General features: G+C 71.5%; 14 protein-coding genes. 7 read left to right on the top strand and 7 right to left on the bottom strand.

Going from position 1 to position 14,723, the window contains the following annotated elements; genetic code table 11:
- Positions 1–115: 115 nt before the first annotated feature.
- Genes ACSMXR_RS23365 through ACSMXR_RS23355 form a run of 3 tightly spaced genes read left to right on the top strand, consistent with a single transcriptional unit; the run spans position 116 to position 1,805 of the window.
- Entirely contained in the window at positions 116–550 is a 435-nt protein-coding gene (locus ACSMXR_RS23365) for a hypothetical protein (protein WP_137232377.1), read from the top strand.
- Positions 551–555: 5 nt separating this feature from the next.
- Positions 556–1,065, top strand: a complete 510-nt coding sequence (locus ACSMXR_RS23360; RefSeq protein ID WP_473169835.1) for a thiol-disulfide oxidoreductase DCC family protein — start codon at positions 556–558, stop codon at positions 1,063–1,065.
- Positions 1,059–1,805: a TetR/AcrR family transcriptional regulator gene (locus ACSMXR_RS23355; protein ID WP_218525012.1), complete on the top strand. Its 747-nt coding sequence runs from the start codon at positions 1,059–1,061 to the stop codon at positions 1,803–1,805. The genes ACSMXR_RS23360 and ACSMXR_RS23355 overlap by 7 nt, the downstream gene beginning before the upstream one ends.
- Before the next feature lie 26 nt (positions 1,806–1,831).
- On the opposite strand, the gene ACSMXR_RS23350 is transcribed toward ACSMXR_RS23355, so the two are convergent.
- The 3 genes from ACSMXR_RS23350 to ACSMXR_RS23340 all read right to left on the bottom strand — a co-directional run bounded on the left by ACSMXR_RS23350 (position 1,832) and on the right by ACSMXR_RS23340 (position 5,417).
- On the bottom strand, positions 1,832–3,385 hold the full coding sequence (locus ACSMXR_RS23350) for an ABC transporter substrate-binding protein (protein WP_137232379.1): 1,554 nt from the start codon (positions 3,383–3,385) through the stop codon (positions 1,832–1,834).
- A 301-nt stretch (positions 3,386–3,686) separates the two neighbouring features.
- On the bottom strand, positions 3,687–5,138 hold the full coding sequence (locus tag ACSMXR_RS23345; protein ID WP_473172434.1) for a metallophosphoesterase: 1,452 nt from the start codon (positions 5,136–5,138) through the stop codon (positions 3,687–3,689).
- 33 nt (positions 5,139–5,171) lie between these two features.
- Positions 5,172–5,417: an SCO4848 family membrane protein gene (locus ACSMXR_RS23340; RefSeq protein ID WP_030084543.1), complete on the bottom strand. Its 246-nt coding sequence runs from the start codon at positions 5,415–5,417 to the stop codon at positions 5,172–5,174.
- A gap of 133 nt (positions 5,418–5,550) precedes the next feature.
- Between ACSMXR_RS23340 and ACSMXR_RS23335 the strand changes: the two genes are divergently transcribed.
- Positions 5,551–6,951: a D-alanyl-D-alanine carboxypeptidase family protein gene (locus ACSMXR_RS23335; RefSeq protein WP_473169834.1), complete on the top strand. Its 1,401-nt coding sequence runs from the start codon at positions 5,551–5,553 to the stop codon at positions 6,949–6,951.
- Here the strand turns inward: ACSMXR_RS23335 and ACSMXR_RS23330 are convergent.
- Positions 6,948–7,892, bottom strand: coding sequence for a YihY/virulence factor BrkB family protein (locus ACSMXR_RS23330; RefSeq protein ID WP_473169833.1), 945 nt, complete (start codon positions 7,890–7,892; stop codon positions 6,948–6,950). The two genes, ACSMXR_RS23335 and ACSMXR_RS23330, sit on opposite strands and share 4 nt — an antisense overlap.
- Positions 7,893–8,064: 172 nt before the next feature.
- Here ACSMXR_RS23330 and ACSMXR_RS23325 point away from each other — a divergent pair, with 172 nt between their 5' ends.
- Positions 8,065–9,429, top strand: a complete 1,365-nt coding sequence (locus ACSMXR_RS23325; protein WP_473169832.1) for an FAD-binding protein — start codon at positions 8,065–8,067, stop codon at positions 9,427–9,429.
- Positions 9,430–9,472: 43 nt separating this feature from the next.
- Positions 9,473–10,228 (top strand): decaprenylphospho-beta-D-erythro-pentofuranosid-2-ulose 2-reductase, encoded by a 756-nt coding sequence (locus tag ACSMXR_RS23320; RefSeq protein ID WP_137232383.1) that lies wholly within the window; start codon positions 9,473–9,475, stop codon positions 10,226–10,228.
- Between the two features lie 34 nt (positions 10,229–10,262).
- Here the strand turns inward: ACSMXR_RS23320 and ACSMXR_RS23315 are convergent, their stop codons facing one another.
- Together ACSMXR_RS23315 and trpS are read right to left on the bottom strand one after the other, a co-directional pair.
- Positions 10,263–10,865 carry a 2'-5' RNA ligase family protein gene (locus ACSMXR_RS23315; RefSeq protein ID WP_030630663.1) on the bottom strand — a complete coding sequence of 201 codons (603 nt, stop codon included), beginning with the start codon at positions 10,863–10,865 and terminating at the stop codon, positions 10,263–10,265.
- Positions 10,866–10,989: 124 nt separating this feature from the next.
- The gene (gene trpS / locus ACSMXR_RS23310) at positions 10,990–11,982 is read right to left on the bottom strand and encodes a tryptophan--tRNA ligase (protein ID WP_137232586.1); all 993 of its coding nucleotides are present in this window, start codon (positions 11,980–11,982) and stop codon (positions 10,990–10,992) included.
- A 311-nt stretch (positions 11,983–12,293) separates the two neighbouring features.
- Between trpS and rocD the strand changes: the two genes are divergently transcribed.
- Positions 12,294–13,499 carry an ornithine--oxo-acid transaminase gene (rocD, locus tag ACSMXR_RS23305; protein ID WP_137232384.1) on the top strand — a complete coding sequence of 402 codons (1,206 nt, stop codon included), beginning with the start codon at positions 12,294–12,296 and terminating at the stop codon, positions 13,497–13,499.
- Between the two features lie 36 nt (positions 13,500–13,535).
- Here rocD and ACSMXR_RS23300 read toward each other — a convergent pair whose 3' ends face one another.
- Positions 13,536–14,723: a glutathionylspermidine synthase family protein gene (locus tag ACSMXR_RS23300; RefSeq protein ID WP_376188923.1), complete on the bottom strand. Its 1,188-nt coding sequence runs from the start codon at positions 14,721–14,723 to the stop codon at positions 13,536–13,538.

Raw genomic sequence — 14,723 nt, 5'->3', positions numbered from 1 at the left:
GTAGCCCCCTGTAGCCCCCTGTAGACCTCCGTAGACCCCTTCTTGAACATGTTCAAGAAGGGGTCTACAGTCATGCCCAAGAGCATTTTTGAACGCGTTCAAGGGAGGGTGGGGCATGGACCTCACTGTTGTCGCGTACGTCATCTACCTGCTGATCACCGTGGCGCTCACCGTCTGGGTCGCCCGCACGCTCAGCCGCAACGGGCGGATCTTCCTCGCCGATGTGCTGCACGGGAACGAGAAGCTCGCCGACGCCGTCAACCACCTGCTGGTGGTCGGCTTCTACCTGGTCAACCTCGGGTTCGTCACGCTCTATCTGAAGAACGCCGACGGGGTGGCCGATGCCCGCGAGCTGTTCGAGGCCCTCTCGGTGAAGGTGGGCGTGGTCCTGCTGGTCCTCGGCGTCATGCACCTGGGCAATGTGTGGGTGCTCAGCCGGATCCGCCGCCGCGGCGCCCTGGAGCGCGAGCAGACGCCGCCCGTGCCGCCGCAGGGCTGGACGCCTCCGGCCGGCCAGGGCCCGTGGGCCGCGCCCGCGCCCGGGCGGTGAGTCCGGTGACCGGGGCGCCGCCCGCCGCCGTACAGCCCGAGCCGGCTCCCGGACAGCCCGAGCCCGCTCCCGTACACCCGGGGCCCGCCCCCGTACGACGGCTCACCGTGCTCTACGACGCGCAGTGCCCGCTCTGCGTCCATCTGCGGCACTGGCTCCAGCGGCAGCGGCAGCTCGTCCCGCTGGATCTCGTACCGGCCGGATCGGCCGAGGCGCGGCGGCGGTTCCCGGAGCTGGACCACGCGGCGACGCTGGCGGAGATCACCGTGGTCGGCGACCTGGGGCAGGTCTACCGAGAGGCCGCCGCCTGGATCGTCTGTCTGTGGGCGCTCGCCAAGTACCGCTCCAGGGCCCACTGGCTGACCACCCCGGCGGGCCGGCCCTTCGCCCGGGGCACGGTGCTGGCCGCCGCCCGCTACCGCTCCAGGGCGCTGCCGCCCTGCGCCCCCGGGGCCCGCGAGTGCGCCGCCCCGCCCGGAGCCGTGGGGCCCCCGTTAACCTTGGGCCCGTGGTGAAGGAAGAGAAGAACGTGCAGGAGAACAAGCCGGCCAAGGCCGCGAAGAGCGAGCAGACCCGCACGCTGATTCTCGAAACGGCGCTCCGGCTCTTCGCGGAGCGCGGCTACGACCGGACGACCATGCGGGCCATCGCCCAGGAGGCGGGCGTCTCGGTCGGGAACGCCTACTACTACTTCTCCTCGAAGGAGCACCTGGTCCAGGGCTTCTACGACCGGATCGCCGCCGAACACGCCGCGGCGGTCCGGCCCGTGCTGGAGGGCGACGGCGATCTGACCGTACGGATCAGGGGGGTGCTGCTCGGCTGGCTGGACGTGGCGGAGCCGTACCACCGCTTCGCCGCGCAGTTCTTCAAGAACGCGGCCGATCCGGACAGTCCGCTCTCCCCGTTCTCCGAGGACTCGGTGGCCGCCCGTGACGCGGCGATCTCCATCCATGAGCGCTGCATCGCCGGGGCGGACGTCAAGAGCGATCCGGAACTGGCTCCGCTGCTGCCGCAGTTGATGTGGCTGATGCAGATGGGGCTGGTGCTGTTCTGGGTGTACGACCGGACCGAGGGCACCGAGCGCAGCCGCCGGCTGGTCGAGCGCACCGCGCCGATCGCCGCCCGGGCCATCGCGCTCTCCCGGTTCCGGGTGCTGCGACCGCTGGTGCGGCAGATCCACGGGCTGCTGGTGGAGTTCCTGCCGGGTACGGCGACGGCCGGGCCCCGGGACACTGCCCGGGGCCCGGCCGACTGACGAACCGGTCGGATCCGTCGGATCCGTCAGATCCAGCTGAGCTCCCACAGGCGCCAGGTGCCGGTGCCGTCGGAGAGGTACTGGGAGCCGGCGACGTCGGACTTGGCGACGACGTAGTCCTTCTTCTGCCACAGCGGCAGCAGCGGGACGTCCTCGCCGACGAGCTCCTGCATGTCCTTGAAGTCGCCGGAGGTGCGGCTGCGGTCGCTGAACTGCTGCGTGGCGGCGATCAGCTGGTCCATCTTCTTGCTGGAGTAGCCGCTGTGCAGGACGTTTCCGGTGCCGACGAGCGGCTGGCTGAAGGTGTCGGGGTCCGGGAAGTCGGGGAACCAGCCGACGGTGTACATGTCGTACTTACCGGCGGCGTACTCCTTCTGGTACTTCGTCCACTCCACGGCCTCGACCGAGACCTTGAACAGCCCGTCCTTCTCCATCTGACGGCGCAGCTCGGCGGTCTCCTTGGTGTACATGTCGCCCTCGCGGTACGCGAACTTGATGGCGACCGGCGTCTCCACCCCGGCCTGCTGCAGCAGTTGCGCGGCGCGCTTGGGGTCGGAGGAGGGGTACGCGTCGAAGAACGGGGTGCTGTGCCCGATGTAGCCGGTGGGGATCAGCGAGTACAGCGGGTCGACCGTGCCCTGGTAGACCTTCCGGACCAGGGGACCCCGGTCGAGGAGCGCGGCGACGGCCTGGCGGACCTTCTTGTCGCCGAACGGCGAGTCGGTGCGGGAGTTGAAGATGATGTTGCGGATCTCGGCGCTGGCCGCCTCGGTCACCCGTACGTCCGGGTCGTTCGCGTTCAGCCCGGCGAGCGTCTCGGACGGCAGCTGGCGGTGGGCGATGTCCACGTCGCCGCTGTCCCAGGACGTCTGCAGGTCCTCGGAGGTCTTGAAGTAGCGGATGGTGACCGCTTCGCCGGTCTTCTTGAGCGCGCCCTTGTACTTCAGGTTGGGCACCAGCTCGGCGCGGTTCCCCGACTCGTACGACTTCAGGACGTACGGGCCGGAGCCGTCGACCTCGTTGCCCGCGCGGAGCTTGTCCTCGGGGTACTTGGTCGGGTCGACGATCGCCGCGGCGCCGGTGGCGATCTTCTGCGGGAAGGTCGCGTCCTTGCCGGACAGGTTGAACGTGATCGTGCGGCCCTCGGTCGTCACCGACTTCAGCGTGGGGAAGAGACCCGCGGGGCCGACGTCCGACTTGATCGTGAAGATCCGGTCGAAGGAGTGCTTGACGTCCTCGGCGGTGATCTTGCGGCCGTTGGAGAAGGTCAGGTCGTCACGGAGCTTGCACTGGTACGTCTGGAGCTTCTGCCCGACGAACCCGCAGCTCTCGGCGGCGTCCGGCTCCGGCGTGACGGCACCTGGCTTGAAGGTCATCAGCGACTGGTAGATGTTGCTGTAGATCGCCCAGGAACCCGCGTCGTACGCGCCGGCCGGGTCGAGCGAGGTGACGACGTCCGATGTCCCGACGGTGATCGCATCGGTCTTCGCCTCCCCCGACGGGAGAAGTTGCCAGGCGCCGACGCCCGCTATGACCACAACCGCGAGAATCGCGAGAATCCGTACCCGGACCGACCGCATTGCCGTGCTCTCCCTTACCAGCCCCACCTCGGCGGTCGCGTGGTGACGCGCACATCGCCGCATGTTCGCGCTTACCCAATCACACGATTTTCACATCCGGAAGAGTAAATAGGGGACTCACAGCCTTTTATTGGACACGTGCGGGAACCCCTGTCCGAAAAGGCTGTTTCCTGCTTCCTACCTGCGGGTTTCCGTAGCTGACGGTGACCCTCCGGTGTGGATTTCATGACGACGCATACGGGGTCGCGCAGTCGTCGCACCCGCAACGGAACCACTCCCGACGGGGCTACACCTGACGGGGCTACGCCTGACGGGAGGCGAGCTCCACGACGGTGATGTCGGACGGGGCGCCCACCCGGACCGGCGGGCCCCAGGCACCCGCGCCACGCGAGACGAAGAGCTGGGTGTCGCCGTAGCGTTCGAGCCCGGCGACGGTGGGGTTGGCCAGCTCGGCGAGGAGGTTGCCGGGCCAGAGCTGACCGCCGTGGGTGTGGCCGGAGAGCTGGAGGTCCACGCCGTGCTCGACGGCGTCGTGGATGACGACGGGCTGGTGCGCGAGGAGGACGGAGGCGCGGCCCCGGTCCCGGTCGCCCAGCGCCTTCACGAAGTCGGGCCCCTGGCCCTCGGTCTCGCCGGCCACGTCGTTGACGCCCGCGAGGTCGAAGCCCTCGATCTCGACGCGGGCGTTCTCCAGCGGGTGCAGGCCCAGCTCCCGGACGTGGTCGACCCACTGCTCGGCGCCGGAGAAGTACTCGTGGTTGCCGGTGACGAAGAAGCTGCCGTGCCGGGCGCGCAGGGCGGCCAGCGGTTCGGCGGCGGAGCCGAGGTCGGCGACGGACCCGTCGACGAGGTCACCGACGACGGCGACCAGGTCGGGCGAGGTCCGGTTGATCGTGTCGACGATCCGGCGGGTGTGCGCGCGGCCGAGGATCGGGCCGATGTGGATGTCGCTGACCACGGCGATCCGGAAGCCGTGGGCGGCGCGGGGCAGTTTGGCCAGCGGGACGGTGATCCGCCGGACGCTCGGCCCGCGCAGTACGCCGTACGTGCCGTACCCGACGGTGGCGAGTCCGGCGGCGGCCGCCGCACCGCCGACGACCCGGGAGACGAAGAGCCGGCGGGAGGGGTTCGGGGCGGGGGCGGGCGGGACCTCGGCCGCGGGCTGCGCAGCCGATCCCGCTGCCGGTTCCGCTTCAAGTTCCGGTTTCGGCCCGGTCGCGGGTTCCGTCTCCGGTTCGGCCATGGGTTCCGTCGCCGTACGCACCGCTGCTTCCGAGGTACCGCCGGAGCGGGACGGAACCAGCTCCTCGGTACGGGGGCGGGTCTCTTCCGGGAGCTCGACGAGCGCTCCGGAAGACGTTCCGGGAGACGTTCCGGGAGACGTTCCGGAAGGTGCTCCGGAAGGCGTTCCGCTTTCGGCCGTGACCGCCTTCCGGTCGCGCCGGGCGAGGACCCGCAGGAGAACCGGACGTACGACCTCGCCCACGAGCAGCGCCAGCGTCAGATACAGCAGGCAGGCCAGCCACAGGAAGCCCGGCCAGGCCAGCACCTGCTGGAGCCAGAAGGGCGCGCCCACCCGGCCGGACGTCATGGCGCCGACGCTCAGCAGCGGCAGGACGAAGGCGGCGACGGTGCCCGCCCGCCGCAGCGGGCTGCCCGGCGCCGTCGTGTCACCGACGAAGCGCCGCCACAGATACCGGTGCACGGCGCCGAGCAACGCCAGCACCACGAGCCCCACCAGGGCGAAGACCACTGCAGCCATCCGAGCTTCCCCATGTTCCCGTCGTCATGCGCGCTTGTCGCGCAAAGCCCGGACTCCACGCAACCCGATCACGCCGACCGCCGTCCCCAGAAGAAAGGACGTGATGGCGAGCAGCAGGTGCACCCAGAAGTACCCGGTCGGTTCGCCCGCGTCGTCGAAGGCGAGCCCGCTGCCGTCCTGCCACAGGTTCTTGACGAAAGTGATCCAGATGAACCAGCTCCACACCCCGAACGCGAGCAGGAACCAGGACACGCGGCGGCTGAGCTTCATGGGTCCAGTATCGCCGCCGCCGCCCGGCCCTCTCCCCCGGGGTGGCGTCCGAACGGGGCTGTCCCGGCGTTCCCTGCGGCGGGTCAGGCGGTCCGGCTCCGCATCCACATCTTCGCCCTGTACGTTTCCGACCGTGCCTGCTCTGAAAAAGATCGCCTTGACGGTCACCTCCGCCGCCTTGTTGTCCGGTTTCGTCCTCAGTCCCGCCGCGGCGGCCGACAAGGACAAGAGCGACGACAAACAGCCCAAGCCGCCGGGCATCATGTCCAGCCTCGGCGGGGAGCGGCTCAGCATGTCCGGCACCCAGGTCAATCTGGGTCCGGGGGTGCCGGTGCTGCCCAAGGAGCTGACCGGCCGGTCGTGGATCGTCGCGGACGCGGAGAACGGGGACGTCCTGGCGGCGCACAATTCGCACTGGCGGCTGCCGCCCGCCTCCACCCTGAAGATGCTCTTCGCGGACACGGTCCTGCCCGCGCTCCAGCCCACCACCACCCACAAGGTGACGGAGAGCGAGCTGGCCGGGGTCGGCGAGGGGAGCAGCCTCGTCGGGATCAAGGAGGACCACACCTACACGGTCCACGACCTGTGGCTCGGGGTGTTCCTGCGGTCGGGCAACGACGCGGTGCACGTCCTCTCGGAGATGTACGGCGGCGTTCCGGAGACGGTGACCGCGATGCAGAAGCACGCCGAGGAGCTCCAGGCCCTGGACACGGTGGTGATCTCGCCGGACGGGTACGACGCGCCGCGCCAGGTCTCCAGCGCCTACGACCTGACCCTCATCGCCCGCAGCGGGATGCAGAAGAAGGACTTCCGCGAGTACGCGGCGACCGCGTCGGCCGACTTCCCCGGTGAGAAGAAGAAGGGGAAGAAGCGCGAGTCCTTCGAGATCCAGAACACCAACCGGCTGATCACCGGGGACATCGGCGTGGATCCGTACCAGGGCATCGCGGGCGTCAAGAACGGCTACACCACCCAGGCGGGCAATACCTTCACCGGCGTCGCCGAGCGCAACGGCAAGGTCCTGCTGGTCACGGTGATGCACCCGTCGGCGGACGAGAGCCACGCCGTCTACAAGGAGGCCGCCCAGCTGCTCGACTGGGGCTTCGCCGCGAGCGGCAAGGTGACCCCGATCGGCGAGCTGGTGCCGCCGAAGTCCGTGGACACCGGCACCGGCACCGGCGCGGCGACCGGCGGCAAGGGCGCGGCGCCCGCCGCCGGCGCGGACCAGGGTTCGGGTGGCCAGGCGGAGGCCGCGCACGCGTCGGCGGCGAACGGTTCCAGCGGGGTCGGGATCGCCCTGGCGATCGTCGGCGGGCTGCTGGTGCTCCTGGCCGGCGGGGTGTTCCTGGTCAACCGCCGCTGGCCGCTGCCGGGTCTGACCCGCCGCGCCCCGGCCGCGAGCGACGACCCGACCGGGACGGCCGGGACCACGGAGTCGGACGCGACCGCCGAGCCGGCCGAGCCGGCCGCCTCGACCGACTCGGCCTCATCCGCCTCCTCGGCCTCCTCTGCCTCCTCGACCGACAAGTCCTAGGCGCGGGTGGAGCCGCCGGGCGCCTCGGCCCCGGCGGCATCCCCCGTGTCGGCGCCCTCATCGTCCTCCCGGTCCTCCGCGTCCTCCTCGCCCTTGCTGCCGGTCGCCGTCCAGGCGGCGCAGAACAGCAGCAGTTTCGCGGTGAAGTTGATCCACAGGAGGAGCGCGATCGGCACGCCGAACGCGCCGTACATGCTCTTGCCCGCGACCTCCCGCATATAGCTGCCGAGCAACAGCTTGAGCAGTTCGAAGCCGACCGCTCCGAGCAGCGCCGCGACCATCAGCCGCCGCCGGGGCGGCTCCACCCCGGGCAGCAGCGTCAGCAGATAGAGCAGCAGCAGGAAGTCGGCGACGACCGCGACCGCCAGCGCGGCCACCCGCAGCAGGACGCCGCCCGCCCCGCCGTCGGGGATGCCGATCAGGTCGGCGGTCCGGCCGACCGCCATCGAGCCGATGGTGGAGACCGCCACGGTGGCGAGCACCGCACCGCCGAGGCCGACCAGCAGCACGGCGTCCTTCACCTTGGCGACGACGGGGTTGGCCTTCTGGACGTCGTCCAGTTCCCAGACCGCGCGCAGGCACTCGCGCATCGAGCCGACCCAGCCGACACCGGTGAACAGCAGCAGCGCACCGGCCACCAGACCGACCGTGCCCGCGTTGGCGACCAGACCGTCGATGCCCAGCTGGTCGGAGATGCCGGGCACCTGGTCGGCGAGCTTGTCCTTGATGGTGTCCAGCTGTTTGTCGCTCAGCAGGGCGGCGGCGACGGCCGCGCCCACCGCGATCAGCGGGAAGAGGGCCAGAAAGCTGATGAAGGTGATCGCCGCCGCGAGCCTGGCCCAGTGGACCCGGTCCAGCCGCTCGTAGGAACGCCACGCGTGCGTCTCCATCAGCCGGGCGACCAGGGGCCCGATCACCGGGAGTTTCTTGAGCCAGTCCATGACGTAACGCGTACCCTCCTGGGCCCGGAACACCAGCGGCCCGCCCCGGACTCTCCCGGACCCGTCCGGCGGATCTCCGTCACGCTTCGCTGACACTCACTCCATCACCCGTTCCGGTGAGCGAATTCACCAATGCCGCGAAGGGGATTTCCCGGACGATACGGTCACCCTCATGTCCGTCGACACGGTGTCCTTGACCGGCTGGGGCCGCACCGCCCCGACGACCGCCGTGCGGTTCCGCCCCCGTACGCACGAGGAGGCGGCCGCCGTCGTCCGGGGGCGCGGGCCCCGGGGGGTCGTCGCGCGCGGGCTGGGGCGGTCGCCCGGGGACGCGGCGCAGAACGCGGGCGGTTCGGTGCTCGACACGACGGGCCTGGCCCGGATCGGCGCGGTCGACGCCGCCACCGGCGCGGTGCGCTGCGACGCGGGGGTGAGCCTGGAGCGGCTGCTGCGGGTGCTGCTGCCGCTCGGCTGGCTGCCTCCGGTCGTGCCGGGGACCGGCAGGGTGACCGTCGGCGGGGCGATCGGCTCCGATCTGACCGGCCTCGACCACCGCCGGTCCGGTTCGTTCGCCCGGCATGTGAGCGCCCTGGAGCTGCTCACCGCGGACGGCGAGGTGCGTACGGTGCTGCCGGGCACCGCCCTCTTCGACGCCACCGCCGGAGGTCTGGGGCTGACCGGGGTGATCCTGGGCGCCACGCTCCGGCTGCGGCGCGTCGGCACGGCCCTGATGTCCGTCTCCACCGAGCGCGCCGGGGACCTGGACGAGCTGCTGGACCGCTTCACCGCGGGCGGCGACCGGCTGCCGTACGGCTCCGCCTGGATCGACCTGATGGCCCGGGGCCGGGCCACCGGACGCGGAATCCTCACCCGAGGGGAGCATGCGCCCCCGGATGTGCGCCCGGCGCACGCGGGGCGCACTCTGCTGGGACAGCGCTCCGGCGGGCCCCGGGGCCGGGGCGCGCTCCCCGGCCTGCCGCCGCTGCCGGGCGGGCTGCTCGGCCCGGCGGCGGCCGCCCTGTACAACGAGGTCCGCTACCGCGGCGCACCCCGCGCGCGGAGCGGTGAGCTGCGCCCGCTGCCCCTCTTCTTCCACGCGTCGGACGCCCTTCCGGACCCGCGCCCGCTGTACGGCCGGGGCGGTCTGGTGCGCTACCGGTTCGCCGTCGGGTACGGCCAGGAGGAGACCCTGCACCGGGTGGTGCGCCGGATCGCGGCGCGCCGGAGCCCCGCCGTGCGGGCCGTGCTCCAGCGGTTCGGGGCGGCGGACCCGGGCCTGCTGTCGTTCGCCGCGCCGGGCTGGACCCTGGCGCTGGATCTGCCCGCGGCCCTGCCCGGTCTCGCCCGCTTCCTGGACGGCGTCGACGAGGAGGTGGCCGCCGCCGGGGGCCGGGTCTGCCTGGCGAAGGATTCCCGGATGCGGCCGGAGACGGCGGCCGCGATGTATCCGCGGCTCGCGGAGTTCCGGGAGCTGCGGGCGCGGCTGGACCCGGCGGGAGCGTTCCGCTCGGACCTGTCGCGCCGGCTCGGCCTGTGATCGGCCCCCAGAGAATCCCACCCCATCTGACCAGGAGTTTTCCGTGAAGGATGCCTTCGGCGCCCCGCAGTCCCTGCTCATCCTCGGCGGCACATCGGAGATCGCCCTGGCCACCGCGCGCCGGCTGATCGCCCTGCGCACCCGCCGGGTCTGGCTGGCCGGGCGCCCCTCCCCGGCCCTGGAGTCGGCCGCCGCCGAGCTCCGCGGCCGGGGGGCGGACGTGCGGACCGTCGACTTCGACGCGCTGGACTCCGGATCCCACGAGGTCGCCCTCGGCAAGGTCTTCGCGGAGGGCGACATCGACGTGGTGCTGATGGCGTTCGGCGTCCTCGGCGACCAGGCGCGGGACGAGGAGGAGCCGATGGCCGCGGTCCGGGTCGCCCAGACCAACTACACGGGGGCGGTCTCCGCCGGGCTGGTGTGCGCCGGCGCACTGCAGGCGCAGGGGCACGGTTCGCTGGTGGTGCTGTCCTCGGTGGCCGGCGAGCGCGCCCGGCGCGCGGACTTCATCTACGGCTCCAGCAAGGCGGGCCTCGACGCGTTCGCTCAGGGGCTCGGTGACGCGCTCCAGGGGACCGGGGTGCAGGTGATGATCGTCCGCCCCGGTTTCGTACGGACGCGGGCCACGGCGGGGCGGCCGGAGCAGCCGCTCGCGACCGGCCCGGAGGAGGTGGCGGCGGCGATCGTCACGGGGCTGCGGCGGCGCTCGGAGACCGTATGGGTGCCCGGTTCGCTCCGGGTGGTGATGGCGGCGCTGCGGCACGTGCCGCGCCCGCTGTTCCGCAGGCTGCCGGTCTAGCGTCCCGGGGACGTACGGCGGCTGTCCCGGCGGCTCAGGGCCGCAGCGACGGGGCCGACGACGACGCTTCGATCGTGTAGCCGCCCTGGGCGGGGACGGCGGGCGTCCCGCCGCCCGCTCCGAACGGGAAGTCCCGGAGCTTGCGCCAGACCGCGTCCGGGCCCTGCTCGTACAGCGCGAAGGAACCGCAGGTCCAGGCCGCCTCGTAGTCGGCGAGCTCCTCGTAGGCCCGGTCCATGGCCTCCTCGGCGATGCCGTGGGCCACGGTGACATGCGGGTGGTACGGGAACTGCAGCTCGCGCACCAGGGGGCCGGAGGCGTCCCGCACCCGCTTCTGGAGCCAGGAGCAGGCCGAGGCCCCCTCGACGACCTGGACGAAGACGACCGGCGACAGCGGGCGGAAGGTGCCGGTGCCGGAGAGCCGCATCGGGAACGGCCGGCCGGCCGTGGCGATCCGGTCGAGGTGCGCCTCGATCGCCGGGAGGTCGGCCGACTGCGCCTCGGTCGGCGGCATGAGGGTGACGTGGGTGGGAATGCCGAAGGCGGCAGGGTCCCCGAAGCTCGCGCGGCGTTCCTGGAGCAGGCTGCCGTAGGGCTCCGGGACCGCGATCGAAACGCCGAGCGTTACGGTCCCCACGTCGTTCTCCTCCATCGTCGATGGTCGATTTCCGGTCATGCCGCGCGGGCCGGATGTCCGGCCCGCGCGTTCCGTCGCCGCAAGTGTGACCCCTGCGGCCATGATCTCGCCAGGGTCCTTGGACTCAGTGCTTCGCGGGCAGGAAGCCCATCCGGTCGTACGTCTGTGCCAGCGTCTCCGCCGCGACGGCCCTGGCCTTCTCCGCTCCCTTGGCCAGAAGGGAGTCCAGCGTCTCCGGGTCGTCCAGATATTCCTGGGTGCGGGTCCGGAAGGGAGTGACGAATTCCACCATGGCCTCGGCCAGGTCGGTCTTCAGCGCACCGTAGCCCTTGCCCTCGTAACTCCGTTCCAGATCCTCGACGGGGCTGCCGGAGAGGGTGGAGAGGATCGAGAGCAGGTTGCTGACGCCCGGCTTCTTCTCGGCGTCGAAGCGGATCACCGTGTCGGTGTCGGTGACCGCGCTCTTCACCTTCTTCGCGGTGACCTTCGGGTCGTCCAGCAGGTTGATGAGGCCCTTCGGCGTGGAGGCCGACTTGCTCATCTTCACCGCCGGGTCCTGGAGGTCGAAGATCTTCGCCGTCTCCTTGAGGATGTACGGCGCGGGCACGGTGAACGTCTGTCCGTACCGGCCGTTGAACCGCTCGGCGAGGTCGCGGGTCAGCTCGATGTGCTGGCGCTGGTCCTCGCCCACCGGGACCTGGTTCGCCTGGTAGAGCAGGATGTCGGCGACCTGAAGCACCGGGTAGGTGAAGAGACCGACGGTGGCCCGGTCGGCGCCCTGCTTGGCGGACTTGTCCTTGAACTGCGTCATCCGGGAGGCCTCGCCGAAGCCCGTGAGGCAGTTCATCACCCAGCCGAGCTGGGCGTGCTCGGGCACATGGCTCTGGACGAAGAGCGTGCAGCGGTCCGGGTCCAGACCGGCCGCCAGCAGCTGCGCCACGGCGAGCCGGGTGTTGGCCCGCAGCTCGGCGGGGTCCTGCGGGATCGTGATCGCGTGCAGGTCCACGACCATGTAGAAGGCGTCGTGGCTCTCCTGCAGCGCCACCCACTGGCGCACCGCGCCCAGGTAGTTGCCGAGGTGGAACGAGCCCGCGGTGGGCTGGATCCCGGAGAGCACGCGCGGACGGGCGGCCGCACCGGCGCGGCCCGTCTGCGGCTGGTCGGTGGGGAGCGAAGGGCGATCAGAGGCCATGGCTCCATTGTCTCAGGTGTCCGGGGCATCTCCGGCAGCCGGTGCGGGGCGGGAAGGGCGCGTCACGGCACGGTCCCGGAGCACGGGAGCGCACGGCTGAGACGAACCCCACATTCCGGCCGCCCGGCGTGCGACGGCGGGCGCGCCGCGCGGTGGAGGTTTCCCGGCTCGGGATCCGACCGACGATACAAAGTGGGCACCACCCCCGCCCACGCCGCACGACGAACGGAGATCCCGTGTCGACCACGGAAACCGCCATCGCCTCCGCTGAGGCGCACAGCGCGCACAACTACCACCCGTTGCCGGTCGTCGTGGCCACGGCGGAGGGCGCCTGGATGACCGATGTCGAGGGCCGTAGGTATCTGGACCTGCTGGCCGGATACTCGGCGCTCAATTTCGGCCATGGCAACCGGCGTCTCATCGACGCGGCCAAGGCCCAGCTGGAACGGGTGACGCTGACCTCCCGGGCCTTCCACCACGACCGGTTCGCCGGCTTCTGTACGGAGCTGGCGGCGCTCTGCGGCATGGAGACGGTGCTGCCGATGAACACCGGGGCGGAGGCCGTGGAGACCGCGGTGAAGACCGCCCGCAAGTGGGGCTACCGGGTCAAGGGTGTGCCGGACGGCATGGCGAAGATCATCGTGGCCTCGGACAACTTCCACGGCCGCACGACGACGATCGTCAGCTTCTCCACGGACCCGGAGGCGCGGGCCGACTTCGGCCCGTACACCCCGGGGTTCGAGATCGTGCCGTACGGGGATCTCACCGCGATGCGGGAGGCGATGACCGAGAACACCGTGGCGGTGCTGATCGAGCCGATCCAGGGCGAGGCCGGGGTGCTGGTGCCGCCGGCCGGCTATCTCTCCGGCGTACGGGAGCTGACCCGCGAGCGGAACGTGCTGTTCGTCGCGGACGAGATCCAGTCGGGTCTGGGGCGGACCGGGAAGACGTTCGCGCTGGACCACGAGGGGGTGGTGCCGGACATGTACGTGCTCGGCAAGGCGCTGGGCGGCGGGGTGGTGCCGGTCTCCGCGGTGGTCTCGTCGGCGGATGTGCTCGGTGTGTTCCGGCCCGGCGAGCACGGCTCCACCTTCGGCGGGAACCCGCTGGCCTGTGCGGTGGCGCTGGAGGTGATCGCGATGCTGCGGACCGGTGAGTACCAGCAGCGGGCGGCCGAGCTGGGCGACCATCTGCACCGGGAGCTGGGCCTGTTGACGGGCGGCGGCGCGGTGGAGGCGGTGCGCGGCCGGGGCCTGTGGGCGGGCGTGGACATCGCACCGGCGCTGGGCACCGGCCGGGAGATCTCCGAGAAGCTGATGGAGCAGGGCGTGCTGGTGAAGGACACCCACGGCTCCACGATCCGGATCGCCCCGCCGCTGGTGATCTCCAAGGAGGACCTGGACTGGGGCCTGGACCGGCTGCGGGCGGTGCTGGGCGCCTGAGCCGGTCCCGTACCCGTATCCGTAGCGCCGGAGGGTTCAGAGGATGACGTGGGGCAGGAAGCGGGCGTACTCGTCCGTGACCGGCCCCGCCGACTCCCGGATGCCGAGCCCCGCCGCCTCGTCCTCGACGATCCACGCGCCGAGCACCACCCGGTTGCCGTCGATGTCCGGCAGCGGGGCCAACTCCTGGTAGCAGCACGGCTCGTCGCGCAGGACGGGCGGGGAGCCGGGGCCGTGCAGATCGACCCCGGCGCCCTCGCGGCCGAGCAGCGGCTTGGAGACGTACCCCGCGCCTCCCGGTCCGGCCAGCTCGCGCGGTCCTTCGAGATAGGCGGGGAGCAGGTTCGGGTGGCCGGGGTGGAGCTCCCAGAGGATCGCGAGGAGCGCCTTGTTGGAGAGCAGCATCTTCCAGGCGGGCTCGATCCAGCAGGTGGTGCCGGAGCCGCCGCCGTTGTCGAGGGTGTCCAGCACCTGCGGTCCGAAGCGGTCGGTGGCCAGCCACTCCCAGGGGTAGAGCTTGAAACAGCTGCGGATGAAGCGGAGCCGGTCGTCGACGAACCGCCCGGACAGCCGGTCCCAGCCGATCTCCTCGACGGAGAGCGCCTCGGTGTCGATCCCGGCCTGCTGGGCGGTCTCGCGTAGATACGCGACCGTCATCAGGTCCTCGCCCGCCTCGTCGCCGTCGGAGTGGACGAAGTGCAGCGGCCCGGGCGGCAGGAGGGGCGCCTGCCGTTTCCAGGCGTCCACCAGCCGCTCGTGGAGGGAGTTCCACTGGTCGGCGCCGGGGAAGCGGTCCTCCATCCAGAACCACTGCGCGCTCGCGGCCTCCACCAGCGAGGTCGGCGTGTCGGCGTTGTACTCCAGCATCTTCGCCGGGCCGCTCCCGTCGTACCGCAGGTCGAACCGCCCGTACACGGAAGGCAGTTCGGCGCGGCGGCGCCAGGACTCGGCGACCAGCGCGGCCAGGCGCGGGTCGGTGATGCCGAGGTCGGCGAAGCGGTTCTCCTCGACGATGTGCGCGGCGGCGGCCAGGCACATCGTGTGCAGTTCCTCGACCACCTCCTCCAGGGCCTCGACCTCGGGCAGCGAGAAGACGTAGTAGGCGCTCTCGTCCCAGTACGGACGCAGCGAGTCGTCCGGGTAGCGGGTGAGCGGGTAGACGACGCCCTGCGACTCGACGGTCTGCTGCCAGCCGGGGCGCGGCTCGGTCGTGCGGCGCTCCAT

The sequence above is a fragment of the Streptomyces sp. DSM 106670 genome, assembly GCF_055792845.1.
Note: the sequence above shows the minus strand (reverse complement) of the source record. Positions and strands in the feature narration are given on the sequence as shown.

Coding starts and splice junctions, on each gene's coding strand:
- ACSMXR_RS23300 (WP_376188923.1), bottom strand. CDS start 14,723: ATGGAGCGCCGCACGACCGAGCCGCGCCCCGGCTGGCAGCAGACCGTC.
- ACSMXR_RS23365 (WP_137232377.1), top strand. CDS start 116: ATGGACCTCACTGTTGTCGCGTACGTCATCTACCTGCTGATCACCGTG.
- ACSMXR_RS23350 (WP_137232379.1), bottom strand. CDS start 3,385: ATGCGGTCGGTCCGGGTACGGATTCTCGCGATTCTCGCGGTTGTGGTC.
- ACSMXR_RS23330 (WP_473169833.1), bottom strand. CDS start 7,892: ATGGACTGGCTCAAGAAACTCCCGGTGATCGGGCCCCTGGTCGCCCGG.
- ACSMXR_RS23340 (WP_030084543.1), bottom strand. CDS start 5,417: ATGAAGCTCAGCCGCCGCGTGTCCTGGTTCCTGCTCGCGTTCGGGGTG.
- ACSMXR_RS23325 (WP_473169832.1), top strand. CDS start 8,065: ATGTCCGTCGACACGGTGTCCTTGACCGGCTGGGGCCGCACCGCCCCG.